Below are 24655 nucleotides of genomic sequence, written 5' to 3'. Positions count from 1 at the left end.
TTTTGCGATGTCGTGTCTTGCTTTGCGCTTGGTGAACCTTGGGCAGGCCCAATTCGCTTCAGCGCTTGAACGCAGTCAGCTGCCGAAGCGCGGTTCTTTCAGGCCACGCACACCCAGCCCTGTGATGGCGAGCAGGTGCCCGGCCTGCGGTTGCCGCACAAGTGACCCTGCGTCGAGAAAGCGGCGTGCCGTAGTGACATAGAGTATGTCCAGGTCTGCGCCGCCGAAGGTACACATGGTGGGGTCGCGCGTAGGCAATTCGATCCATCTGACCAGCTTGCCCGCCGGGTCGAATCGGGCGATGGCACCACCCTTGCAAAGCGCGCACCAGTAAAAGCCTTCTGCATCCACGGCGGCACCATCCACCAGGCCGGTGATGTGCTGCATGGAGATGAAGGGGCGGCGATTGGACAACACGCCGGCATCAATATCAAAATCAAATTGCCAGACCACACCTGCCTGGCTGTCTGCGAAATAAAAAATCCTGTCGTCAGGGCTGAACGCGATGCCGTTGGAGATACCCACACCGTCAAATTGGCGGACGGCCTGCCTGCCTTCTTCCAGCCGGTACAGCACGCCTGTGTTGGCCGACCAGTCGCCTGTGTTGAAAGACCCGCACCAGAAACGTCCCTTGCGGTCGCATTTGCCGTCATTGAGCCGGTTGGCGGGGCCCCCCGTGGTTTCACCTTCAGACACAAAGCTGGCGCTGCCCGTCAAAGGATCGAAGCGCCAGAAGTCCCGGTTCATGGCGCAGATGAAGCTGCCAGAATTGTCGAGCGCAAAAGAGCCGATGCGCTGTGAATCAAGGGGCGCAGGCAGATCAAAAAAACTGCTGACCCCGGTGGCCGGTGCCCAGGTGTGAATGCGCGCCTTCCACGCATCGACCCATAAAAGGCGCTGGTTCTGGTCGTCCCAGCAGGGGCTTTCGCCCAGTTCGTTGCCGGCGGGCACCACGCATTCAATCTTCACGGACATCGTTCAGTTTTTGGGTATGTAACCTGTAGCGACAAGTTCTGCAGGTGTGAACTCGCGTTTGACACCGAGTGCCGATTGAGAAAATGCGATCCATTTGTTCATGCCCGCTTCAGACACGACCGGGCTGTAGACGGGCAGGTCGTTTATCACCATCTGGCGCAGCAGGCCTTCTTCAATGCTGATGAATCTTGATGCACTTTTAACCACTGCATTCAGGTTGGCCGGGGACTGCATGAAGGCGTGCGCTTCTGTCAGGGCCGCCGCCAGTTTTCTCATCGTGTCGGGTTTTGATGTGAGGCTGTCGGCGCGGGCAATGTAGAAGTTATACGGAAAGTTCACAAGGCCCGCTGGCCCCTGGCTCTTGCGCATGTCCAGAACCACGCGGCCCACCTTCTGGCTGGTCATGGCGGTCTGGAAGGGTTCGAAGCCGAGGTAGGCATCAATCAGTTTGGTCTGGAATGCCGGGATGGCTGTGGGCAGGCCTCCCACGGCAATCCAGGTCACGTCCTTGTCAGGGTTGAGGCCCGATGCCGAGACCAGCGCCCTGAAAATCATCTCGCTGCTGGAACCGCGGGCCAGCACGCCCAGCCGTTTGCCGGCCAGGCCTTTCATCGCCTCCTGGTAGTTGCCAGGCGGCAGTGTCACATCATTGCTGACGACGACCGAAAACGGCATTTCCCTGACATTGCCGACCAGCACTTTCATGGCGGGGCTTCCCTTGTCGAGAGCGCGCAGCATGTTGTCGCCGGAATTGAGCATCAGGTCGACACCGCCCGAGAGCAGGGCGGCGGTGGCGTCCGGCCCGGTGGCAGTGGCAACCAGCTGCACATCGAGTCCGTGCTTTTTGAAAATGTTCTGGTCAAGTCCGATATAGGTGACCAGGCTGATCATCGAGCCGGCGTAGTGCTGGATTTTCATCTTCTCGAGGTTCTGTGCTTGCGTGACAGCAGGGCTCAATGCTGCGGCGAGAACTGCAATGCCCAGCAGGCGTGTCCAGTTTTTCAGATTCATGTCGTCTCCTTTGGTTGTTGATGCAGGCGTGATGTGATTCAGCGGGTGACCTCAGGCGGGGGTCTTGCCAGCCCGCGCTGCGAGGCGCTTGCGTGACGACCCGCCCCAGTCAAGAATGCGGCGCTCGACCCAGCTGGTAAGGGCCGACAAAGAGGTCGACAGGACCACGAGCACCACGAGCGTGGCCATCAGGTGCCCGACTTGCAGGCTGCCCGCGAAGAAACTCAGCATGTAACCCAGTCCGCTTGTCGCAGCGATCATTTCTCCGACCACTGCACCCAGCATGGCGTAGACAACGCCAAGCCTCAGCCCCGCAAAAATGACGGGAATGGATGCGGGAAGCACCACTTTGAGAAACAGCTGCAGACGCGTGGCCCCGAGGAGGCGCGCCGCAGTCATCATGTCGGCGTCGACACTTCGGGCTGCGGCCAGGGTGTTGCCGATGACGATGAACACCACCAGCGTCGCTGCTATCAGGATTTTTGACCCCAGGCCTATGCCCAGCCACAGGATAAAAAGCGGTGCCAGTGCCACACGGGGCAAGCTGTTGATGGCGTGCAGGAAGGGGTCGAAGATCTTTTCCACCAGAGGCCACTGCGCCAGCACAAAACCGATGGCGATGCCCAGGATCGAGCCGGCTGCGAAACCTGCCACCAGTTCAAGCAGCGTGGTGCCCACGTGTGTGGGAAACAGCGGGTCACTGACGACCTCGACCAGTGCCAGGGCAATGCGGCTTGGGCTTGACGCCCAGAACGGGCTGAGGAAACCGGTCGCTACACACAACTCCCAGCTGCCAAGTGCAACAACAAGAATGCCTATCTGCCATGCGTAAATGCGAAACTGCCTGGTGTTCATGTTTTTTGTACCGTGCTGTGGGCGGTCAGGCAACTGCTGATGTCATGCCGCAGCTGCTCGAAGGTCTGGTCGTGGCGCAGTGCGCTGGCAGAGCGGGGCCGGGGAAGGTGGTTGATGAACTCACCGACGATACGGCCCGGGCGGCGCGAGAAAACGATGATGCGGTCCGCCATGGTGATGGCCTCCACAATGTCGTGTGTGACGAAGACCACCGTGCGTTTGTGCTGTTCCCAGATCTTCAGGAATTCGTCCTGTACCTCCAGCTTGGTCTGCGCATCAAGCGCGGCAAAGGGTTCGTCCATCAGGATGATGCGTGGCGATGTTGCCAGCGTTCGGGCCAGCGCGACGCGTTGCCTCATGCCTTGCGACAACTCCTGCCGGCGGTGGTGCAAAAAATCACCCAGACCCACCAGTTGCAGGTAGCCGGCTGCGGTGTCGTCCCGCTCGCCTTTGGCCATGCCGCGCACTTCCAGGCCGAAAGCGACGTTGTCGAGGGCCGTGCGCCAGGGCATCAGCCCGTCTCGTGCAAACATGTAGCCGACATCGAGGCTGATGCCGGCCACCGGCGAACCGTTGACCAGCACTTCACCATCACTCGGGATAACCAGCCCGGCGAAGGCGTTAAGCAGGGTTGTTTTTCCGCAGCCACTGGGTCCGACCATGGCGACGAACTCACCGGGCCTGACCTCCAGGCTGGTTTTTGAAAGCGCGATGGTAGGTCCGATCCCGCTTGCCTCGAAGGTGTGACTTACGTCACGGGCCTGTACGGTGCCGACTCCCGGGCTTATGCCTTCTGTGTTGGCCGGATGGTGCATTTCCGCCTGGGCATTCATGGCAAGCCTTCCTGCGCCATGCCGGCAAGCAGGGGCAATGGGTGTCCCGTAAGCATGTTGTCTCCTGAAATTTATTCTGTCTGGTGTTGTCTCCCGGGGAATGTAGGTGGCGTTAACGATTCGGTAAATTGATATGTTTTGATATGGCGATAACTTTTCAGAATGCCATGCCGGCGCTATGAAAGCTTGCAGGGCAGTTCAGGTCGCCCGGCTCAAACCCAGTGCCGCCCGAAAAAACGCCACCCTCGGGTTCGCAACTGCCATGCGATAGATGAGGGCAACAGGTCCGGACGGAATGGGCGGTGAGACCCTGACCCTTTTGACAAGACTCAGATTCTGCGCATTGCGCAGCACGGTGGTCTCGGGGGCAACGCTCAGCCCTATGCCAGCGGCCACCAGTTGAACGTTGGTGACCGGGCTGGTGGATTCGATGACAGGCTGCGGCGGTATCACGCCGTCCCGGGTAAAACAATCTTCAATCATGCGGCGTGCCATCGAGCTTCTGGCCGGCATGACCCAGGGTTCCTGCGCCAGCCGCTGCCAGGTGACCTTGCGGGCGCGTGTCAGCGGGTGGTCGTGCGGCGCAATGATGCTGAGGTCGACCTCGAAAAGTTTTTCATAACTCAGCTGTACGCCACTTTCATTGGGCATGTGCATGGGGTAGCTGGTGAGCAGCGCGTCAACCTCGCCCTGCACCAGTGCCTGCATCAGCACCGGGACACGTTCTTCCAGAAGCTGGACGCGCACGGGTGGGTCCCCCTGCAACAGCTTTTTCAGAACTTCCGGCAGGTAACCTTGCGCCACAAACGGAGGCGCGCCTATGCGCACGGTGGCTACCGCGTTTTCGCCGGCGGCCGCTTCCACGCGCAGGTGGGCCAGCTCTTCGAGCAGCAGCACTGCACCGCGCAGGGCGACTCTGCCCTGGGCTGTGGGGGTCAGGCCGCGCGCGTTGCGGGTGAAGAGTGCAAACCCGAATGCGGACTCGATCTCCGCGAGCGCTTTGCTGAGTGCCGGCTGCGTGAGGTTCAGCGACTGTGCGGCCGCCCGAAGACTACCGCCGCGTTCAAGTTCCGTGATGAGGCGCAGGTGGCGAAAACGCAGGCGTGAAACCAGCCGTTCTGTTTCGCGTGAGATTTTTTCAGGCATGGATTGATAACCAAAAGTTTGCAATTCATAAAAAGATATCACTTTTAGAGAAGCAGGGCCAGCTTTATGCTTGGGCCAATCAATAAAAAGGAGACATCCATGGACCGCCGCTCGTTTTGCCTCAGCAGCTTTTCTGCCAGCCTGCTTGCCGCCACTGGTGTGCATGCCGCCGACGTATTCCCCAACAAGCCGGTGCGCGTGATCGTTCCCTACGCAGCAGGCGGCGGGCCCGATGTGCTGATGCGGCAGTTCGGGCCAAAGCTCGGTGATGGCCTGGGTCAGCCCATCGTGGTCGAAAACAAGGTCGGTGCGGGCGGTGTGCTGGCCGCGCAGTATGTGGCGCAGGCGCCCGCTGATGGCTACACCCTGCTGATGGGTTCGAACTCGCACCTGATACAGAAAGCACTGCAGCCTTCGCTCAAGTTCGAACCGGTCAGTGACTTTCTGCCCGTCACCATCATTGGCACATCGCCGACCGTGCTGGTGGTGGCTGCCAATTCGCCTTACCGCAGGGTCGAGGAGTTGATTGCAGCGGTCAAGGCCAACCCGGGCAAGATGAATTACGGTTCGGGTGGCATTGGCTCCGGGGCCCATCTCGGTGGCGCCACGCTGATGTCGCTGAGCGGCGGCAAGGCCACGCACATTCCGCTCAAGGGGTCGGTTGAAATTCCGCTCTCGCTGCTGCGGGGCGACACCGACTTCGCTTTTGCCATTGCGGGCACCGTCATCCCACAGGTCAAGGGCGGCAAGCTGCGCGCGCTGGCGGTGACCAGCGCCGCACCTCTGAAAGAGCTGCCGGGCGTGCCCACGCTCAATGAGGTGATGAAGAACGAACTGACGGTGCAGGAGTTCTGGTTTGGCCTGTGGCTGCCAGCCAAAAGCCCGGCAGAGGCGGTCAACAAAATTTACGCCGCAGCCATCAAGGCGCTGGCTGACCCTGCCGTGAAACCCTTGTTTGAGGCCACCGGCAATGCGGTGGCGCAAAGCAGCAGCCCGCAGGCCGATGCTGCATTCGTGAAGGATGAGTACCGCAAGTGGGCAGAAATTGTCAGGCTCACCGGCGTGACTGCAAGTTAAAAATTCAAAGCTCAATACCATGTCCAAACCACTGGAAGGCGTACGCGTTATCGACATGTCGCATGTCATTGCGGGGCCGCTCACTTCGTTTTACCTGGCCCAGATGGGCGCAGAAGTCATCAAGATCGAGCCGCCCAACGGCGGTGAGGTCATGCGGGCCAGCAAATCTGCGGCTGAGGGCGATACGCCCACCGGCTTCGTGGCCTGCAACGCCGGCAAGCGTTCCCTGGCGATGGACATACGCACGCCGCAAGGGGCAGAGCTGGTGCGTTCCCTTGCCCTGTCGGCCGATGTGTTCATAGAAAACTTCCGCCCTGGGGTGGTCGCAAAGTACGGGCTTGATTACGGGTCCATCAAGGCCATCAGGCCCGACATCGTTTACTGCTCCATCTCCGGCTACGGACAGGAGGGCGAGTGGTCAACGCGCGGCGCCTACGACCACGTGGTGCAGGCACTCACGGGCATGATGATGATGTCGGGCGACAGCCCCGATGCACCGCCGCTCAAGGTCGGTTTCCCGGTGATTGACGTTGCCGTGGGCATGCTGGGTGCGCTGTCCATCGTGTCATCGTTGCACCGCCGCGCGCGCGAAGGTGTGGGCCAGTACATTGATTCATCGATGGTGCAGGCCTCACTCATGCTGATGTACCCGAACGCCAGCGCGTTTCTCACCAACGGCACAGAGCCCCAGCGCATAGGCAACCGCGGCTACACCGGTAGCCCGGCGGCGGACACCTATCCCTGCGCCGACGGCTGGCTGGCAGTGGCGGCCAACACGCCGGCGCAGTTCCGCAAGCTGGCCGGGGTGCTGCAGATCGAAGAGCTGTGCGAAGACGCCCGTGCGCTTGACCTGGAGGCCTTCAACTCGCCCGGAGGCTTTGTGGTGCCGCGTGATACCGACTATGTGGTTGGCCGGCTGCGCGCAGCATTCGCCAGCCATAGCGCGGTGGATCTTGAGACCCGCCTGAATGCCGCAGGGGTGCCGTCTGCGCGCGTGCGCAAGCTGGGTGAATTTTTGCGTGAGGTGGACGGTACAGGCTGCGTGAAGCTGCCGGAATTCACTTTCAGGCAGGCCACGCAGGATGTGCGCACCAGGGGGCTGGGCTTCAGTTTTGCAGAGGACGGTGGAGCCAGCGCCCGGGGCGCGGAAACGCTTGGGCAAAGCACGCAAGCCGTGTTGGGCGAGATGGGTCTGGAAGTGGCTGCCATTGACACGCTCGCTGAAGCCGGGGTCGTGCGCCTGGCACAAACATCACGACCTGTGGAGAGTATTTCCACGGTGTCATGAGGATGACAGGCTGGCCGGCTTATGCCCGCCTGATCGCCGACAATAGTTGCCAAATGCCTGCTTCACTTCACCGGTGAAGCACAGGCGTGTGCCCCCAACCCAATGCCATCTGCCACTCGTTATTTGCTGTGGCGGAAACGCCCATCATCATCAAAGGACATATTGAATGACAAAACTTCTGCAAGACCGCGTCGCCATCGTTACGGGCTCGGGCCGCGGCCTGGGCCGGTCGCACGCGCTTGAACTGGCCCGCCACGGCGCGCGGGTAGTAGTCAATGACATCGGGGCCTGCCAGCCCGGCTCGCCCGCAGAAGGTGTGGTTGCCGAAATAAAAGCCATGGGTGGTGAGGCCTTTGCCCATGATGCCGACGTGACGAAGAGCACGCAGGTTGAAGACATGGTCAAGCAGGCTGTCGGGAAGTGGGGCCGGGTCGACATTCTGGTGAACAACGCGGGCATATTGCGCGACAAGAGTTTTGCCAAGATGAGCCTGGACGATTTCCGCCTGGTGATGGATGTGCATGTGATGGGCGCTGCGAACTGCACCCATGCCGTGTGGAACCTGATGCGTGCGCAGAACTTCGGCCGCATCGTGATGACGACCTCGTCAACCGGCCTCTACGGCAACTTTGGCCAGGCCAACTATGGCGCGGCCAAGATGGCGCTGGTCGGCCTGATGCAAACCCTGGCGCTGGAAGGCGAGCGCAACAATGTGCGCGTGAACTGCCTGGCACCAACGGCTGCTACGGCCATGACCGAAGAACTGCTGACGCCTGAAGACCTGGCCCTGCTGGCAGCGACTTCGGTCAGCCCCGGCCTGGTGGCGCTGGTGACCGAAGACGCACCGACGCGCACCATACTGCTGGCGGGCGCCGGCGGTTTTGAGCAGGCCCACATCACCATGACCCAGGGCATCTATATCAAGCCTGAAGATCTGCATGCAGAAACGCTGATCGCGCGCATGGCCGAAGTTGCTGACCGTGACGGTGAGACGGTGCCCGCGACTGGCTTTGACCAGTTGCGGCATGAAGTGGCCAAGGCCAGGCTTCAGCGGCAGGGCAGCCCTGATTCAGCCCTTGCCTGAAAGCAGCAGGGCAATGCCGTCGGCATCTGCCTTTGTCAGCGGTGTAAACACAACCATGCTCAAGCCAGCGGCGCTGTCGACCGAGAGCGACTGGTATTCAAGCGTGATGGAGCCGACCCCGGGGCGCTGAATACGCTTGATGCCGACATAGTGGCCGCTGGTTTCGTTGCCTGCCCACATCTGGCGAAAGTCCGGGCTGCCTGCCTGCAGTTCTGCCGTCAGTGCAGCAGCGTCCGATGAGTCGCCGGCACGTGCGGCATCGACACGAAAGGCCGCAAGCGCGAAGCGCGCATCGGCTTCCCAGTCGGGCATGGACTTGCGCACGCTGTCGGTGATGAAGAGGCGCCTGAGCAGGTTGCGCTCTTTGGCTGATTGCGAGGCATAGTCGCTGAGCACTGCTGCCGCTGCAGCGTTCCACGCGACGATGTCCCATACCGGTGTCTTGATGATGGCTGGCGTGGCGGTCATGCCGTCGAGTACGCGTTGCAGGGCAGGGCTTACGTCGGCGGCCTGCCCGGCCCTGATGGGCGGTGGCCGCTGCTGCGCCAGCAGGAACATGAATTCGCGGCTGGCGGCATCCAGTTCAAGCGCACGTGCCAGTCGTTCGAGCACCTCATCAGACGGCGGGCCGCCGCGCCCCTGCTCAAGCCAGGTGTACCAGGTGACGCTGACGTGGGCACGTGTGGCGACTTCTTCACGCCGCAGGCCCGGCGTGCGGCGGCGGCTGTTTTCGCCGGCTGCGGGCGGCAGGCGTGCACGGCGGTCGCGCAGGAAGCCGCCCAGGGTGAGGGCGGCGTCAACGGGTGGCAGGGTGTTAATGCTCATACCTGTATAGGCTCACGGCTTTTCTGTATCTGGATATTTGAGGATGATGTGGACTCACTGGCCATCCTAAGCCAGCATTGACAGAAAGCAACACATCATGATCGTCATTACGGCGCCCACGGGCGGCATAGGCCAGCAGGTTCTTGAAAACGTGCTGCAGGGCGGCAAGCCTGTCCGCGTTATCGCGCGCGACCCGGCTCGCCTGCCTGCACACCTGCGGGATCGCGTCGAGGTGGTGTTGGGTTCGCACGGCGATGCCGGTGTGCTCGACAAGGCATTCGCTGGTGCAGATGCGGTGTTCTGGCTGCTGCCGCCCAACCCGCGCGCTGAAAGCCTTGAAGCCGCTTACATCGACTTCACCAGACCTGCGTGCGAGGCGTTCAGGCGCCATGGCGTCAAGCGTGTAGTCGGTGTCTCTGCCCTGGGGCGCGGCACGCCCATGAGCAAGAGCGCAGGCTACGTGACGGCCTCGCTGGCGATGGATGACCTGATTGCCGCCACCGGCGTGAACTACCGTGCGCTGGTCATGCCATCGTTCATGGACAACCTGCTGCGGCAGGTGCAGTCCATCAAAACCCGGGGCGTGTTCGTTTCACCGGTCTCAGGCGATCTGAAAAACCCGACCTGCGCTTCCCGCGATATCGCTGCTGCTGCTGCAAGGCTGCTGCTTGATGATTCATGGACGGGCCAAGGCAGTCTTGCCGTGCTGGGTCCCGAAGACCTGTCGTTCAACGAGATGGCGCAGATCATGTCCGACGTACTGGGCAAGCCGGTGCGTTTTCAGCAGATCACGGGCGAGGCCTTCAAGGCCAGGCTGATGGGCTTCGGCACATCTGAGGCCATGGCGCAGGGCGCGCTGGACATGATGCTGGCCAAGAATGCCGGGCTCGACAAGGCTGAGCCGCGTACGTCAGAAGCCAGTTCGCCCACAAGCTTCAGGCAGTGGTGCGTCGAGGTGCTGAAGCCGGCATTGGCTGGATAGGGGTCACCATCCTTTGCAGCCGCGACGACGCTGCAATGTACCAGGGGTGAGGTCTTGTGTGATGATGCAATGTGCGCGGTTGCCAGCAGCAGCCTGGCATGATCCTCAAGCGCACAGGAAGGACACTTCACACCATGGGTGCAGACACCATGAGGCCTGACAGGTTTGTTCGAAGGCGGTTCCGCAAGGGCGCAACCTTCGGGGCGCCAACGCCGGTGCATTTGACTTTTGCCGCCCTCGCTCCGGCATGTGCGGGCCTTCAATGACCCGCGATGCACAGCACCCTGATACGCCCATGCCGCTGGCTGCGGGCGATGTCACCGTGCTGGACATTGGCGGCGAGGCCAGCCTGGTGCAACGCGTGGCTTCGGCGCAAATACTGTTGCGCAGGGAATTCGCACTGGGCGTCGACTCGCTGGTGCGGCAAAGCCTCAGGCATGAACCGCCACGGCCGCTGGAGCTCGAACACGCCATCGAGTTGACGGAAGAAGCCGTGATGCCCCTGGCGGCCCAGTTTGCGGGCAGCGCCTCGCTCATCCTGCGGGGGCAGGCAGCATCGCTGATCGGCAGCAGCCTGAAGGCCGCTGGCCTGGCGCAGACTGGACTTGCCCTCGGTGAAGTAGAGGCCCTGTTCAACCGGCTGGTGGCGGTCAGCGAAGGCCGGCCGGCCAGTCAGGAAACCCTGCCGACGCATGCCCGCTTTTTCGCCGTGCTGCTGGTGCTGCGGGAGTTCATGCACCACCTGCACTTTGCGCAGGTCACGCTGGAAACCGGTACTGAGACTTCGCCCATCTAAGCGTTAATGCGTGCCGCCCCCATGCCGGGTTAACCTGTGCGTGTCGCCAGTTGGCGCCCAAAGGATTGCCCATGAAGTTCACCCGCCAGAGTGCAGCCGCCATCTGCCTTGCTATTTGTCTCGCCACTACAGCGGTCTGCGCATGGCTGGCGCCCATGGACACACCAGCCACCACTCAGGTGGATGCGGGCCTCAAACGCGCGCTCATCAGCTTTGCCACCGCCCGTGCGCTGCACGGTGTGCTGTCTGTGGTGCAGGGCACGCAGTTCTCGGCGCAGCCGCTGGGTGTGGGCGTCAGCCTGACGCCGGGGCAACTGCTGGCGCCTGTGAATGACCTGGTGAAGAATTTCTCTGACTTCATGCTGATGGCCAGCGTGGCGTTTGGCGTGATGAAGGTGGCGATTGCGATCGGTGCCTACTGGCCCGTGTCGCTGGCGCTCACGGCGGCAGTGGCAGGCTGGATCTGGCTGTGTTTTCGCAGGCAGGGTTCGCCAGTGTGGCTGTCACGCATCCTCATCATCCTGCTGATGGTGCGTTTTGCGATTCCGCTGGCGGTGCTGGGCACCGATGTGTTGTGGCAGAAGTTTCTGGCTGCAGACTACACGGCGACGCAGCAGGCGATTGATGGTGCGTCATCGCAGGCGAACAAGCTCAACCCGCCGGCACCGCCCGAGAGCACCGGCATTCTTGAGCGCATGAAAGATTGGATCAGCAAGACCGCCGACGTGAAGGCGCGGTTTGAAGAGATCAGGCAGGCGGCAGAGCGTGTGACCGAACACATCGTCAAACTCATCGTGATCTTTCTGCTGCAGACGCTGATCATCCCGGTGCTGTTGCTGTGGAGCCTTTATGCGGTGCTGCGCGGCGTGTTTGCGTCGCTGGCGTGGCAGCGGGGTGCGGCCGGGCCGTTCACGGCGGGCGGCCTCGCTGGCTGAATATGCTATTAATTCAGTAGCTGCTCACGTATGTATTCATAGGGCTGCAGCCTGATTTGACAGTCAAAAATGGCCTTTTTTGACAGTTTTTCGGCAAAACTGTCCTGATCGGGCCGCCCCCAGCTCCCAAATGTAAAGTAGACTTTACATGCGGCGAGCGAAAGAGATTTGCCGCAACTCACAATCGGGAAACATCAGCGCCGCCGCAGGCGCGGCAAGCGCTGAGGATGCCAATCGGCGGCGCACCCGCCAGCGGCAGCTTTTTACGGACGCCCGTAGCGCAGGACGATGCTGCTGGCAACCTTGGCACGGCCCTGCAGGCGGGTCAGCAACTCCTGCATGGTCAGCCCTGCCGGGAGTTCTGCTGGTTCGGCGTCCGTCGCGATAACGGTGTACACATAGTGGTGCAGGCCTGTTCCTGCGGGCGGGCATGGGCCCATGTAGTTGCCCAGGTTGAGGGTGCTTTTGCCGCCTGTGTATTTGGGTGAGGCCTGGCCAATCTCGTTCTCGGCGAAGCCGGTGAGGGCTGGTGAAATGCCATAGGCGACCCAGTGCGCAACGCCCAGGCCACCGCGCCCTTCCTGGTCGTGCACCAGCATGGCAAGGCTTTTGGTGCCCGCTGGCACATTGGCCCAGGCCAGTGGCGGCGTGACGTTCTGGCCCACACAGTTGGGGTTGCTCGCCAGATTGCCCGCGTGCGCCGTGCTCAGGACGGCGCCATCGGCGAAGGCGGGAGACCAAAGCGTGAAGACCGGGCCGGCTGGCGGTGGCTGTATGGGGGCAGTGGGCGCTGCGCACCCTGCAAGCACGGCTGCACATGCAACTGCACAGGTGCGTGCCAGAATTGTCTTTGAGTTCATCTTTGTCTCCGGTTTGTGATGGTTTTGCTTCGCACCTTCTGCAGTGACTGCGCCGGAATATATTCCTGCAAGCCGGCCCGCAAGGTACTGGAGGCTATGCTAAGTCGACAGGCTGCATCTGCCTAGTCCGTTCGCAGCATAAGCAGAATTTGTTTCATGGATGGCTCATGTGCGTGGGGGGAGTTTGACAAATACGGGCATCGTGAAGAGGTCAATAAACAGCGGAAGGCGTTTGATGCAACTGAAAACCCGTTCGGACCAGACCCGCACCGCCAGACGGCCATGCAGGCGGGCAGGGTGATGGTGTGAAACCCCTCGCGCAGCCGGGAGTCATGGCAACGCTGGTCGCTGCCGTGCTGTTTGGCGCAGGCACGCCGCTGGCCAAGCTGCTGCTGGCGCAGACCAGCCCGTGGTTGCTGGCGGCCTTGTTGTACCTGGGTTCCGGCGCGGGCCTGCTGTTGCTGCGAACGTTTCGCCGTGCGCCTGAAGTGCATCTGCCTCGCGGCGAAGGCAAGTGGCTGGCTGGCGCCGTGCTGTCGGGTGGGGTCATCGGGCCTGTGCTGCTGATGATGGGGCTCACGGGTATGCCGGCCTCGGGCGCGTCGCTGCTGCTCAATGCCGAAGGCGTGCTGACCGCGCTGATCGCGTGGTTTGTTTTCAAAGAGAATTTTGAGCGGCGTATTGCGCTGGGCATGCTGGCCATCGTGGCCGGCGGGCTGGTGTTGTCGTGGCCCTCAGAGGCGCGTTTTGGTGCGGCATGGCCGGCGCTGGCGGTGCTGGGTGCCTGCCTGGCCTGGGGCGTGGACAACAACCTCACGCGCAGGGTGTCGCTGGCCGATGCCTCGTTTATCGCCATGGTGAAAGGCCTGGCGGCAGGCGCGACCAATCTTGTGCTGGCCATGCTGCTGGGTGCTGTCTGGCCTGCACCTGTTGTGGTTGTTGGGGCGGGCCTGCTGGGTTTTGGCAGCTACGGTGCCAGCCTTGCGCTGTTTGTTGTCGGTCTGCGGCACCTGGGGGCAGCGCGCACCGGCGCGTACTTCTCGATTGCGCCTTTTGTCGGTGCGGTGCTGGCGCTGGGCGTGCTGGGTGAGCCGCTGACGGTTTCGCTGGTGATTGCCGGCCTGCTCATGGCTGTCGGCCTGTGGCTGCACCTGTCAGAACGCCACGCGCACCCGCATGTTCACGAGCCGATTGAACACAGCCATGAGCATGTGCACGGCAGCGGGGACGAGCACCATGAGCACGCGCACGACGGCGTGACTGGCCTTGCCGGTACAAACACACGCCACACGCATGTCCACACGCACCTGCCGATCTCGCACACACACGCCCACTTCCCCGACGCGCACCACCGTCACACCCATTAAGTGCATGTGATGCTATTTATTTGGTAGCTGCTCACGTGCGTATTCATTGGTCTGCAGCCGTTTTGATGCCTCAAAAGCGGCTTTTTCAGGCCATTTTTCGGGGTTGAGCAGGCTGATTGGGTCAGAAAACCACCAAAAGTTAACTTCCATATTAACTTTTGGTGGAAATGTTAACTCCTGTATTAACAATCCCTTTTTTGACCGGGGCTGTGCTTCGCTTGACCTTAAAGTCTGTTCAGGGTTTCCAATCAGGTCATGAATTCAAGAACCACCGTCACTACAGGAACAGATTGCTGCAGCACACCCGATTGCGCTGCGCCTGTCGCATTGACTTCCCCGGCCAGCGCAAGGACTGGGGCGAGCGGCAGATCATTTCGCATCGCCACCATGGATTGCAGCGCCGAAGAGTCGGAGATTCGCCGGGCGCTTGAGCCGATTGCCAACATCCGCTCGCTGGGTTTTCAGCTGGGTGCACGCACGCTGAGAATTGATGCGACCGAAGATGCTTACCCGGCTGCGCTTGATGCAATTCGCAAGGCGGGCTTCGACCCTCAACCCCTGTCAACGGGCGGCAAGCCGGCTGGCGAGGACGGTCATGAAGATGGACATGAACACGCGTTGCATGAAACGCATGCCGCTGGTGGCGGCATATACCGCCTTGCGGCTGCGCTGGCGCTGGCTATTGGCGCGGAGGCCGTCTCCTATTTCGCACCTGGCACGCCCACCTGGAAGATCGCAGGCATGACTGTGGCCGGCGTTGCCATCTCGCTGGCTGGCCTGGAGACTTACAGGAAGGGCATGGCCGCTCTCTTCAGGGCCAGGCTGAACATCAACGCCCTGATGGCGGTGGCCGTGACCGGCGCTTTTTTGATTGGGCAATGGCCGGAAGCCGCCATGGTGATGGCGCTGTATGCGATTGCGGAACTGATTGAAGCCAGGGCGGTTGACCGTGCCCGCAACGCCATCAAGGGCCTGCTGGCCATGGCCCCTGAAGAAGCGCTGGTCCTGGTGAATGGCGCGTGGGTTTCAAAACCCGTTGCCGACGTACCGCTTGAGGCCGTGGTGCGCATCAAGCCCGGGGAGCGCATTCCGCTTGACGGAACGGTGACGAAGGGAAACAGCGCGGTCAACCAGGCGCCGATCACGGGTGAGAGTATTCCTGCAGACAAAGCCGCAGGTGATGTGGTCTTCGCGGGCACCATCAATGAAACCGGCGAGCTTGAAATACGTGTCACCGCAGCCGCCAACAACACGACTCTGGCGCGAATCATTCACGCGGTCGAAGAGGCGCAGGGCACGCGCGCGCCGACCCAGCGTTTTGTCGACAGGTTTGCAGCAATCTATACGCCGGCCGTCTTCGCGATTGCAGTTGCTGTTGCCTTGCTCACGCCGTTTCTGATGGGCCTGGCCTGGCATGAGGCGCTGTACAAGGCGCTTGTGTTGCTCGTCATCGCCTGTCCGTGTGCGCTGGTGATCTCGACACCGGTGACTGTGGTGAGCGGTTTGTCTGCGGCGGCGCGCCGGGGCATCCTGATCAAGGGCGGTACCTACCTGGAAGATGCCCGGCTCCTGAAGGCGATGGCACTGGACAAAACCGGCACCATCACCGAAGGCAAGCCAAAACTGGTGGACTGGCGCTTATGGGGCACTGCACAGCAAGCTGCCGTGCGGCATGCCGCAGCAAGCCTTGCGGGTAGATCTGACCACCCTGTATCGAAAGCGATTGCAGCCGGCCTGCAAATGGACGTTGCCGGGGTCCAGGACTTCACGGCTTTGCCGGGGCGCGGTGTTCAGGGCAATGTGGATGGCGAAACATTTTTTATGGGCAATCACCGCTTGATGGAAGAAAAAAATCTTTCGTCACCGGCGCTGAAGGCCGAGCTGTTGACGCATGAGCAGCAGGGGCGTACGGTCACCTTGCTGGCCAATGACAAACAGGTGCTGGCATTGTTCGCAGTGGCTGACACGATCAGGGAAACCTCACGCAAAGCCATTGCCAGGCTGAAAGCCCTTGGCGTTACGCCCGTGATGCTGACGGGTGACAACGCTGCCACAGCAAAGGCCATCGCCAGTGAAGCGGGCATTGAAGATGCGCGCGGTGATTTGCTGCCGGAGGCCAAGCTGGAGGCCATCAGGGAGATGCAGCGCCGCTACGGCGCCACGGGCATGACGGGTGACGGCATCAACGATGCGCCGGCTCTGGCCCAGGCTGATGTGGGCTTTGCGATGGGAGGTGCCGGCAGCGATACAGCCATGGAAGCTGCAGACGTTGTCATCATGAATGACAACCTGGAGCGGGTTGCAGAAACCGTACAGCTCTCCCGGCGGACGCACACGATTTTGTGGCAGAACATATCGCTTGCACTGGGCATCAAGGCTGTATTTCTGGTCATGGCCGTTTTCGGAACGGCAAGCATGTGGATGGCCGTTTTTGCAGACATGGGGGCCAGCCTGCTGGTGGTGGGCAACGGCCTGCGGCTGTTGCGCGGGGTAGCCGTGAGGACTGGCGGCCACTTCTGAGCTGACAAGGTCACGGCCGCGTGGCCGGACCTTGTCACCCCCCTGTCAAAACACCGTTCGCTACCTGTCCAGGCCCTTGCGCCGCAACCATTTTGACAACTCGCGGCCCACCGCCTCGTTGTTGAGGTCGGCAAACGGAATGTGCGAGTTGCCGCGCAGGCCGGTATCGGGCAGCACCAGAACTTCGCAGTCCCCGCCGTGCCGGTTGACGATGCTACAGAAGGTGCGCGCCGTGTTGAGTGAGCCTGCCCAGAACGGATGTGTGGCGGTGTTGTCGCCGAAGACCATCTGCATCGGGAATCTGGTCAGCTTCATGAACTCGGCAAGCGGCACCGAATGCGGCCCGAACGGGCCTTTGGGGTCGGGCGCAGGCCCCTCGCCCTCGGGAAAGACAAAGCCCGGGGTTTCGTAGGCAACGATGCCCTTCATGTTGCTGCCCGTGGCCTTGAGCGCCGACAGCATGGCACGCCAGCCGCCCGCAGAGTTGGTCACGGCCACCACGGGGCCGATTTTGTCGATGGCCTGGCCGCCGGCCTCGCCCTGCAGCAAGGCATTGTCAAGCGTGTCGAACTCGTCATAACGCGCGCGCGTTGCCTGGTTCCACGCTTCCGGGTCATTGACCGGGAACTGCAGGCCGGCATTCCAGTTGGGGTAGGCCGACCCGAAACGCCAGGCGATGAAGTTGCGCTGGTCGAAAAATTCGGGCTTGTAGTTGATGGGCTCGCAGCTCCAGTTGGCGCGCCCGACACGCGGGCCGTCCCACAGGTAAACCGGGTAGCGCTGGCGCAGGAACATGCTCTTGTAACCCTCGCCGCCGTCCCAGCGGTTTTCCCACACCTTGGTGCTCGAGCTGTGCCACATGATGAGGCCCACCTTGCGCGGTTTCGCGGGAATGAAGTATTCAACATAGCCGTGGTCACAGGACAGCGTCTGCCTGGGGTCGGCGGGGTTGGTGATGATCCTGCCGCCCACTTCATACGCGCCTGTCGATTGCAGGACGATGGGCGGCTTTGCGCGGGCGTTCACCGGCGCGCGCTCAGCGGCTGCCAGTGCCGCATGGCTGCTTGCGGCCAGCAGAAGGGCAATGGCCAGCGGTTTGACCCTGCTGAGCGCGTCGCGATGCTTGTGGATGTTGTTCATCATCTGTCTCCTTGATGTCGGGAAATGACGGGCTGGTTGTCATGCAGCCCGCACTGAAATACAAACTGCCGCGGCACCCAGAGGCACGCGCGGCAGTTGATGGGCATGTTGAGGGGGCCGGCCTAGTTGTCGAGCAATGCGCCCGCTTCCCGGACCTTTTTCTCTGCGAGCTTGCGGTCAGTCACGAGAAAGGCTGCAAACTGCTCCGGCGTATCGGCTTGCGGTTCAAAGGCATAGGGGTCGAGGGTCTTTTCGACAAACGTCTGATCCGCCAGGACCTTGCGATTGGCGCTCACGATGGCGTCGACCACGGGCCTTGGCGTGCCCTTTGGCACCGTCAGGCCTATGAAGAAGTAGGACTGGGTGTTTGGGAAGCCCGCTTCTGCAAAGGTCGGCACATTCGGGATCATCTTGGCGCGTTTGTTGCCGTTGATGGCCAGGATCTTCATCTTGCCCGATGCCAGGTGCGGCGTGGCCGCTGTGATGCCGGCCATCATGGCGTGCACCTGGCCGCCCAGCATGTCCTGCACCGCAGGCGCGATGCCCTTGTAGGCGATATGCGGCATGCTCAGGCCTTCCTGGCGGAGGAAGGCGTCAAAGTGCACGTGCACAGCACTGCCGGCGCCTGCAGAGCCGTAGTTGTATTTGCCGGGGTTGGCCTTGACCAGTGCGACAAACTCTTTCATGGTGTTGACCGGCAGCCTGCCGTCAACGATGAGGGCCATGTTGACAAAGGTCACGCGGGTGACCGGAATCAGGTCGGTGAGCGGGTTGTAGGGCAGCTTGCGGAACAGGAACTGGTTGGTCGAGAAGGTGGGGTCGGCGCCCCAGAGAATGGTGTAGCCGTCGGCGGGCGACTTGGCCACCAGGTCTGCCGCAATCACTTCATTGGCGCCGGCGCGGTTGTCTACCAGCACGGGCTGGCCCCATTCCTTTGACAGGCGTTCTGCGTAGCCGCGGGCGACCCCGTCGACCGGGCCGCCGGCAGCGTAAGGCACGATGAGCTTGATGGGTTTGTTCGGGTAACCCTGCGCCGTCGCATGGGCGGACAGCAGGCATGCTGCGCCCAGCAGGATGGCGTTGATAAATGTCTTCTTGGTCATGGTTGTCTCCAGTTATGGTCGGGTTTTATTGATGGGGTATCGGGATTTCATTGCTCCAGGCGCGCGCCTGCTTCACGAATCCGCTTTTCGGCCAGCTTGCGGTCGCCGACGAGGAACTTCGCAAACTGCTCAGGGGTTTCGGTGATCGGCTCGTAGGCATACGGATCGAGCGACTTCTCGATAAATTCAGCATCGTTGGCAACCTTGCGGTTGGCCGTCGTGATGGCGTCGATGACGTTTTTGGGCGTGCCCTTGGGTACTGCGAAACCCACATAGAAGAAGGCCTGGGTATTCGGGAAACCAGCTTCTGCGTAGGTCGGCACATCAGGCAGCGATTTGGTGCGCTTGTTGCCGTTGATGGCCAGCAGCTTCATCTTTCCTGAAGCGAGGTGGGGTTTGGCCACCGTGATGCCGCCCATGGTGGCCTGTATCTGGCCGCTAAGGATGTCCTGCAATGCGGAAGCTGTTCCCTTGTAGGCAATGTGCGTCATCTCCAGGCCCTGCTGCCGCAGGAAGGCATCAAACTGGACGTGCGCAGCAGTCCCTGCACCGGCGGAGTAGTTGAACTTGCCGGGGTTGGCCTTGACCAGCGACACGAACTCCTTCATGTTGTTCGGCGGGAAGGTGCCGCTCAGGATGATGGCCATGTTCACGATGGCGATGCGGCTCACGGGCACCAGGTCCTTGACAGGGTCGTAAGGCAGTTTCTTGAAGAGGAACTGGTTGGTTGCAAAAGTCGGGTCGGCCCCGAACAGGATGGTGTAGCCGTCGGCGGGTGACTTGGCGACAAAGTCAGCCGCGATCACCTCATTCGCCCCGGCCTTGTTTTCAACGACGACGGGCTGGCCCCAGATCTTCGACAGGCGATCTGCAGCGCCCCGGGCAACGCCGTCCACCGGGCCGCCGGCAGGGTAGGGCACCACCAGCTTCACCGGCCTTGTGGGGTAGGCTTGCGCCATCGCCTGTGCACTGAAAATACACGCGGTCGTCAGGACGCATGTTTGAAGGAATGTTGTCAGTTTCGTGGTCATTTTGTCTCCTTTAAAAATAATGTTTGGGTTTGCCGACTCTGTTCGCGTGATCTGCGGTCAGTCAGAGACCGACCAGCTCTGCGGCGTTGACCGACACCATCTTGCGAACGTCGGCCTCGCTGTAGCCAAGGTCCAGGCAGGTTTCGATGACGTCGAGAAAACCGTCAACCAGCCGCGGATTGCCCACCTGGCCGAGGTCGGAGCCGAGAATGGTTTTGTCCACACCGGCGGCCTGGATGAGGCTGTCGAGCGCTGCAGGTTCATAGATGCGCCATTTCGCAAGTTCCGAGAACATGCACATCGAGTGCTCGATGTACACGCCCATGCCCGCCATGCGTGTGATGTCTTCCAGCGTGGCATCGATGACATAGGTCGGGTGGTTGCAGATCATGCGTTTGACGCCGCGACGTATCGCCTCTTCAAACAGCGGCCAGATTTCGGTGATGTGCAGGTGGCCTGACGAGAGCACCACGTCATGTTCGGCAATCGCGTCGAGGATCTCGAAGACTTCCGGCACCAGCTTGCCGGCGCTGTCGAGGATGCTCAGCGGCGTGGGCGACTTCATGGCCTTTTTTGCATATGGAAAGCCCGGCGTGGCGCCCTGCTTGTGGTGCTCGATGTGGTTTTTGGCCGAGAAGGTCGGCATCCACACCAGCTTTGCGCCCATGGCAATGCCGTGCTCGACGGCATAGATGTTCAGCCCGCCGGCCTGGTTGTTGAGCGGCACACCCGACAGCAGTGTGACTTTCAGGTGGCTGAAGTGTTTGTTCAGCAGCTCGGTTACCGGCGTGGCAGAGTAGTAATGGTCCTTGATGAGCAGGGCGCGCACGCCTGCATCCGATGCCTCCTGCATGGCTTCATAGTGGTCGAAGTAGCGCGGCATGACGGAGGGGCCGCTGTGGCAGTGCAGGTCGATGGCCCCCACCATCAGCGACTTGCTCAGTCCCGGGTTGCTGGTGCGCCACGCACCTTTGGCAGGTACGCCCGTCCTTGCGTTTTGAATAGCCTGCGTCATCAGCGCTGCCCGCCCATCACATTGAGGCAGGCGCCTGTCACAAGCGATGCCTTGTCGGAGAGGAACCAGACGATGGATTCGGCGACTTCTTCCGGCCGGCCTGCTCGGCCCAGCGGTGTGGCGGCACCGGCTTCTGCAACGCGATCTGCCTGGCCCGTCTTGCCGTGCATGGGTGTGTCGACCATGCCGGGGCGTATTGAATTGACGCGTATGCCTTCGCGTGCCAGCTCGACCCCCATGCCCATGCTCATGGTGTCGACGGCGGCTTTCGAACCTGCGTAGTGAATGAACCGGCCAGGCGAACCGGTCAGTGCGCCTATGGACGACACATTGACGATGGCGCCGCCCTTGCCGCCGGTTTTGGTCGACATGCGCTTGACGGCCTCGCGGCAGGAGATCAGCACGCCTGCGGTGTTGACGCCCAGTACACGCATGACTTCTTCAAAGGTGTAGTCGACAACCTTCAGGTGGTGGGGCGAATTGACAGCTGCGTTGTTGACGACGCCGGTGACGGGACCAAAGGCCTTGTCGGTTTCTGCGTACAGGCGAACGATGTCGGCCTCAATGCCCATGTCGGCCTGCACGGCAATCGCCTTACCGCCCAGGGCCTTGACTTCGGCGACCACACCTTCAGCCAGCGCTTTGGAACTGACGTAGTTGATGACGATGCTGGCGCCCTGCGCCGCAAGAATGCGTGCGGTGGCTGCGCCTATGCCACTGCTGGCGCCGGTGATGATGATGACTTCAGACATTCGTATACCTCGGGAAATTGACCATCGTTGATGGACGTTGAAAAAACTGCGGCGGATGGTGACGGTTATTTGTCATCCAGGTTGGGGTTGGTGATCGGCGCGCCGCCTTCAAACCAGTGCTCGAAACGGCGGTAGGTGCAGAGCCAGCGGCCGTCTGCTGCGCGCTTGTAGCGGTCGGTGGCGAGCGATATGGTGATGGGCGCATGGGTCGGCAATATGCGCACGCCGTTGGCGGCATACAGGCACAAATAGTTGGTGGCTTCTGCCGTGTCAGCGCCGGTGAACCAGGCCCTGAAGTTGGTGAAGCTGTGCACCGACAGGCGCGGACCCTGGCTTACGCGCCAGTCGTAAAACTGCTGGATCTTCGCGCGCCCCAGATACGAGGCAGACTGGCCATGGAACTCGGCGTCTTCCGTGTAATAGGTATGCGCGTTCTTGCCGCCGTTGACGTCGATTTCGTTCCAGTATTCGGACAGCTGCAGTGAAAGCACTGCGTTGAGTTTGAGGGTGTCGTCGTTAACCATGTGCGGCCTTGTCAGTTCGATTTAAAAAAATGAAAGTGGGGATGTGGTTCGGAGGGTGGCTATTCAGCCTGGTATTTCGATCTGGCGGCAACGGCCTTCCAGCGCGCGGCATCGCTGCGGCTCAATGCGGCCAGTTCTTCTGCGCTTGATCCCGCGGGCTCCACGCCGATGTCTGCAAACTGTTTGCGCACCTCGGGGTCGGCCATCACTTTGGCCATGGCGCTGCGGATTTTTGCGAGGCGGTCAGGGGGCGTGCCTGACCTGATGAACATGGCCTGCCAGGTGTCAATGTCAAAGCCCTTGTAGCCCAGTTCGGCGACGGTCGGCACGTCTGGCGTGTCCCTGTCCCTTTTTGCGCCGGTAACTGCCACAGCCCGGCCGTGGGTAGCAATCTGGGCCTTGTAGACACTGGGCCTGTCTATCATGACCTGCACCTGCCCGCTTAAAAAGTCATTCATGCTCGCGGGCTGGCTTTTGTAGGTGATGACAGGCATGTCGATGCCGACGGTCTGCATGAAATACTGGATCAGCAGCGTGACGGAACCGCCGGTTGAGGCGAAGTTGAGCTTTCCGGGGTTAGCCTTTGCATACTCGACAAACGACTTCAGGTCAGTGACAGGCACCGAGTTGTGCACGATGACCACTGCGTTGGTGCGCCCGCCCAAAGTGATGGGGTCAAAGTCTTTCAGCGCATCGAAGGGCACGTTTTTGTTGACGACCGAAGCGGCAAAAATGCCGCTGGTTGTCCAGAGCAGGGTGTAGCCGTCAGCGGGTGCGCTTTTGACCGCGCCAATTCCTATGACCTGGTTGCCTCCGGAGCGGTTCTCAACCACGACGGACTGCTTGAGTTCTTCGGACAGCTTGCGTGCAACGATTCTTGCGCCCAGATCCGACGACCCGCCTGCACCCAATGGAACGATGATTTTGATGGGCTTGCCCGGGAAGGCTTCCTGCGCTGCCGCTGGCAGGATGGCCATGCACATGGCGGTAAACAAGGCGGATATAAATCTGGCGTTCATGTCTGCTTCCCGCGCCTTACTTTTTGGACAGTACCGACTGGTACTCACGCAAAGCCGCAGTAGCCGCAGAGCGCATGAACCCCTGGTCAGAGCCGGTCACAAAGCCGCTCACGCCCAGCGCCGCATACTCAGCCGCCTCTTTCGCATTCGCCGTCAAGAGGAAAGCCGGTTTGCCGTGCCGCCTGCAGGCCTCAATGACCCTCAAGGTCGCTGCCTTCACCTTTGGCGAGCCAGCTTCACGGTCGCGGTAAGCCGCCGTCAGGTCACCCCGGCCAATAAAGACCGCATCCAGCCCTTCAACCGCCACGATCTCATCGGCCCGGTCTATGGCCTCCGGGTCTTCAATCATTCCCAGCAGCAACACTTCCTTGTCAGAGGCATCAATGTGCTCCCAGGTCGTGCGCACGCCGTAATCACCGGCCCGTGGCGAGTTCGAGAAACCGCGTTTGCCCGAGTAGCGGCAAAGATCCACGATCTCTTTGGTAGCTTTGGCCGAGGTCATGTGCGGCACCATCACCCCGAAAGCGCCATCGTCCAGCGCCCCCAGGATGTCGTTGGGCGAGGCCACCCGCACCAGCGGGGCCGCCCCGACTGCCCGGGCCGCCAGGATGCAGGTGTCGGTTGTGACCCGGTCGAAGGGGGCGTGTTCTGCATCTATCAGCACGAAGTCATAACCCGCACCGCCGATGATTTCTATGCTGTGGCTGGTCGAGGTCTTGATGAAGGTGCCGTAGACGGTTTCGCGCCTGAGGACGCGTTCGCGGAATGCAGCGGCGCGCGTACCGGCGGGTACGCCTTGTGGGGTGGTCATGGTGTGCCTTGTTTTTGGGGGGCGGGGGTGTGGCGATCGGGGGCAATCAGGCCGGGGCGGTTTCCTGCGCAGGCATGGGGTATTCATGGGCGTTGAGCACCCAGCCCGGCTTTTGCGAGAAGTCGATGCGTGGCGGGCAGAACACATCGACCATCAAACGCAGCTCTGTGCCGGTGCCGTTGGAGGTGTGGATGGCCGGTGGCGGGATGATGGCAATCGAGGGACTGCTGCAGTCCATGTGCTCGTCGGGCAGCCAGTTGCGCATGTTGGTGGTCCAGGGCCAGCGGATGTGGTGGCTCATGGTGCCGGTCATGAGCAGCGAGCCCTGCTCGAAGTCGTCGTGGTAGTGGGGCGAGACCTTCTCGACATCGCGCGGGGCGGTTTCCACAAACAGGTTGACCATGAAGGTGGAGCAGCGCCAGATACGGCCGAAGCGGCCGGGTTCGTTGGCGACCTCCATGCTGTAGCGGCGGATCTTCGGGCCGCCAATCGGGTCTGGCCAGGGGGCCCAGGGGGCGACGTGGTGCCGGGGGGCGGCATAGGCTGCAGCATTGACGGCCTTGGCGGCAATGTCCTTGCTCTGGGTGGTGTAGAGGATGAAGAAGCTGCCGGCGCTTTTGACCTCTATGCTGCTGGCGCCTGCAGGGACGATGACGACCGAGTAGCCAGGGATGTCGGCAGACCCGTGGTCGGAGGTGATGTGCAG

General features: G+C 61.4%; 26 protein-coding genes. 9 read left to right on the top strand and 17 right to left on the bottom strand.

What is annotated here, in order from left to right; translation table 11 throughout:
• Positions 1 to 75 precede the first annotated feature (75 nt).
• The 5 genes from HYX42_RS21065 to HYX42_RS21045 all read right to left on the bottom strand — a co-directional run bounded on the left by HYX42_RS21065 (position 76) and on the right by HYX42_RS21045 (position 4820).
• Positions 76 to 975, bottom strand: coding sequence for an SMP-30/gluconolactonase/LRE family protein (locus tag HYX42_RS21065; protein WP_293406897.1), 900 nt, complete (start codon positions 973 to 975; stop codon positions 76 to 78).
• A gap of 3 nt (positions 976 to 978) precedes the next feature.
• A complete protein-coding gene (locus tag HYX42_RS21060; RefSeq protein WP_293406895.1) occupies positions 979 to 1986 on the bottom strand; it encodes an ABC transporter substrate-binding protein in 1008 nt (335 codons plus the stop codon).
• 51 nt (positions 1987 to 2037) lie between these two features.
• Positions 2038 to 2841 carry an ABC transporter permease gene (locus tag HYX42_RS21055; RefSeq protein ID WP_293406893.1) on the bottom strand — a complete coding sequence of 268 codons (804 nt, stop codon included), beginning with the start codon at positions 2839 to 2841 and terminating at the stop codon, positions 2038 to 2040.
• A complete protein-coding gene (locus tag HYX42_RS21050; protein ID WP_293406891.1) occupies positions 2838 to 3674 on the bottom strand; it encodes an ABC transporter ATP-binding protein in 837 nt (278 codons plus the stop codon). Before HYX42_RS21050 ends, HYX42_RS21055 begins: the two co-directional genes overlap by 4 nt.
• Positions 3675 to 3872: 198 nt before the next feature.
• Positions 3873 to 4820: a LysR family transcriptional regulator gene (locus HYX42_RS21045; protein WP_293406888.1), complete on the bottom strand. Its 948-nt coding sequence runs from the start codon at positions 4818 to 4820 to the stop codon at positions 3873 to 3875.
• Between the two features lie 99 nt (positions 4821 to 4919).
• Between HYX42_RS21045 and HYX42_RS21040 the strand changes: the two genes are divergently transcribed.
• The 3 genes from HYX42_RS21040 to HYX42_RS21030 all read left to right on the top strand — a co-directional run bounded on the left by HYX42_RS21040 (position 4920) and on the right by HYX42_RS21030 (position 8269).
• Positions 4920 to 5897, top strand: a complete 978-nt coding sequence (locus HYX42_RS21040) for a tripartite tricarboxylate transporter substrate binding protein (protein ID WP_293406886.1) — start codon at positions 4920 to 4922, stop codon at positions 5895 to 5897.
• A 19-nt stretch (positions 5898 to 5916) separates the two neighbouring features.
• Complete coding sequence (locus HYX42_RS21035; RefSeq protein ID WP_293406884.1) at positions 5917 to 7185, top strand: CoA transferase; 1269 nt, start codon at positions 5917 to 5919, stop codon at positions 7183 to 7185.
• A gap of 166 nt (positions 7186 to 7351) precedes the next feature.
• Positions 7352 to 8269, top strand: a complete 918-nt coding sequence (locus HYX42_RS21030) for an SDR family NAD(P)-dependent oxidoreductase (protein WP_293406882.1) — start codon at positions 7352 to 7354, stop codon at positions 8267 to 8269.
• On the opposite strand, the gene HYX42_RS21025 is transcribed toward HYX42_RS21030, so the two are convergent.
• Positions 8255 to 9094 (bottom strand): helix-turn-helix transcriptional regulator, encoded by an 840-nt coding sequence (locus HYX42_RS21025; RefSeq protein ID WP_293406880.1) that lies wholly within the window; start codon positions 9092 to 9094, stop codon positions 8255 to 8257. The genes HYX42_RS21030 and HYX42_RS21025 overlap by 15 nt on opposite strands.
• Before the next feature lie 97 nt (positions 9095 to 9191).
• On the opposite strand from HYX42_RS21025, the gene HYX42_RS21020 reads away from it, so the two are divergent.
• From HYX42_RS21020 to HYX42_RS21010, 3 genes are all read left to right on the top strand, one after another.
• The gene (locus HYX42_RS21020) at positions 9192 to 10076 is read left to right on the top strand and encodes an NAD(P)H-binding protein (RefSeq protein ID WP_293406878.1); all 885 of its coding nucleotides are present in this window, start codon (positions 9192 to 9194) and stop codon (positions 10074 to 10076) included.
• A gap of 262 nt (positions 10077 to 10338) precedes the next feature.
• A complete protein-coding gene (locus HYX42_RS21015; protein ID WP_293406876.1) occupies positions 10339 to 10872 on the top strand; it encodes a hypothetical protein in 534 nt (177 codons plus the stop codon).
• Between the two features lie 71 nt (positions 10873 to 10943).
• On the top strand, positions 10944 to 11807 hold the full coding sequence (locus HYX42_RS21010; protein ID WP_293406874.1) for a hypothetical protein: 864 nt from the start codon (positions 10944 to 10946) through the stop codon (positions 11805 to 11807).
• 263 nt (positions 11808 to 12070) lie between these two features.
• On the opposite strand, the gene HYX42_RS21005 is transcribed toward HYX42_RS21010, so the two are convergent.
• Positions 12071 to 12667, bottom strand: coding sequence for a YbhB/YbcL family Raf kinase inhibitor-like protein (locus tag HYX42_RS21005; RefSeq protein WP_293406872.1), 597 nt, complete (start codon positions 12665 to 12667; stop codon positions 12071 to 12073).
• Between the two features lie 156 nt (positions 12668 to 12823).
• Here HYX42_RS21005 and HYX42_RS21000 point away from each other — a divergent pair, with 156 nt between their 5' ends.
• On the top strand, positions 12824 to 12976 hold the full coding sequence (locus HYX42_RS21000) for a hypothetical protein (RefSeq protein WP_293406870.1): 153 nt from the start codon (positions 12824 to 12826) through the stop codon (positions 12974 to 12976).
• Between the two features lie 23 nt (positions 12977 to 12999).
• A complete protein-coding gene (locus tag HYX42_RS20995) occupies positions 13000 to 14034 on the top strand; it encodes an EamA family transporter (RefSeq protein ID WP_293406868.1) in 1035 nt (344 codons plus the stop codon).
• 12 nt (positions 14035 to 14046) lie between these two features.
• On the opposite strand, the gene HYX42_RS20990 is transcribed toward HYX42_RS20995, so the two are convergent.
• Entirely contained in the window at positions 14047 to 14184 is a 138-nt protein-coding gene (locus tag HYX42_RS20990) for a hypothetical protein (protein WP_293406865.1), read from the bottom strand.
• Between the two features lie 237 nt (positions 14185 to 14421).
• Between HYX42_RS20990 and HYX42_RS20985 the strand changes: the two genes are divergently transcribed.
• On the top strand, positions 14422 to 16554 hold the full coding sequence (locus HYX42_RS20985; RefSeq protein WP_366931176.1) for a heavy metal translocating P-type ATPase: 2133 nt from the start codon (positions 14422 to 14424) through the stop codon (positions 16552 to 16554).
• Positions 16555 to 16614: 60 nt separating this feature from the next.
• Here the strand turns inward: HYX42_RS20985 and HYX42_RS20980 are convergent, their stop codons facing one another.
• The 9 genes from HYX42_RS20980 to HYX42_RS20940 all read right to left on the bottom strand — a co-directional run.
• Positions 16615 to 17694, bottom strand: coding sequence for an alpha/beta fold hydrolase (locus HYX42_RS20980; protein ID WP_293406861.1), 1080 nt, complete (start codon positions 17692 to 17694; stop codon positions 16615 to 16617).
• A gap of 122 nt (positions 17695 to 17816) precedes the next feature.
• The gene (locus HYX42_RS20975) at positions 17817 to 18797 is read right to left on the bottom strand and encodes a tripartite tricarboxylate transporter substrate binding protein (RefSeq protein ID WP_293406859.1); all 981 of its coding nucleotides are present in this window, start codon (positions 18795 to 18797) and stop codon (positions 17817 to 17819) included.
• Positions 18798 to 18844: 47 nt separating this feature from the next.
• Positions 18845 to 19828, bottom strand: a complete 984-nt coding sequence (locus HYX42_RS20970; protein ID WP_293406857.1) for a tripartite tricarboxylate transporter substrate binding protein — start codon at positions 19826 to 19828, stop codon at positions 18845 to 18847.
• 61 nt (positions 19829 to 19889) lie between these two features.
• Positions 19890 to 20843, bottom strand: a complete 954-nt coding sequence (locus HYX42_RS20965) for a DUF6282 family protein (RefSeq protein WP_293406855.1) — start codon at positions 20841 to 20843, stop codon at positions 19890 to 19892.
• The gene (locus HYX42_RS20960; protein WP_293406852.1) at positions 20843 to 21595 is read right to left on the bottom strand and encodes an SDR family oxidoreductase; all 753 of its coding nucleotides are present in this window, start codon (positions 21593 to 21595) and stop codon (positions 20843 to 20845) included. Before HYX42_RS20960 ends, HYX42_RS20965 begins: the two co-directional genes overlap by 1 nt.
• A 65-nt stretch (positions 21596 to 21660) precedes the next feature.
• On the bottom strand, positions 21661 to 22119 hold the full coding sequence (locus HYX42_RS20955; protein WP_293406850.1) for a hypothetical protein: 459 nt from the start codon (positions 22117 to 22119) through the stop codon (positions 21661 to 21663).
• A 59-nt stretch (positions 22120 to 22178) separates the two neighbouring features.
• On the bottom strand, positions 22179 to 23138 hold the full coding sequence (locus HYX42_RS20950; protein ID WP_293406848.1) for a tripartite tricarboxylate transporter substrate binding protein: 960 nt from the start codon (positions 23136 to 23138) through the stop codon (positions 22179 to 22181).
• 16 nt (positions 23139 to 23154) lie between these two features.
• A complete protein-coding gene (locus HYX42_RS20945; RefSeq protein ID WP_293406846.1) occupies positions 23155 to 23949 on the bottom strand; it encodes an aldolase/citrate lyase family protein in 795 nt (264 codons plus the stop codon).
• Positions 23950 to 23995: 46 nt separating this feature from the next.
• The coding region (locus HYX42_RS20940; RefSeq protein ID WP_293406845.1) for a hypothetical protein at positions 23996 to 24655 on the bottom strand (660 nt) is incomplete at its 5' end.

Origin of the sequence: Polaromonas sp., from assembly GCF_016185115.1 — a bacterium.
Lineage (GTDB): Bacteria > Pseudomonadota > Gammaproteobacteria > Burkholderiales > Burkholderiaceae_C > Polaromonas.
This window is presented reverse-complemented; position numbering and strand designations above follow the sequence as displayed.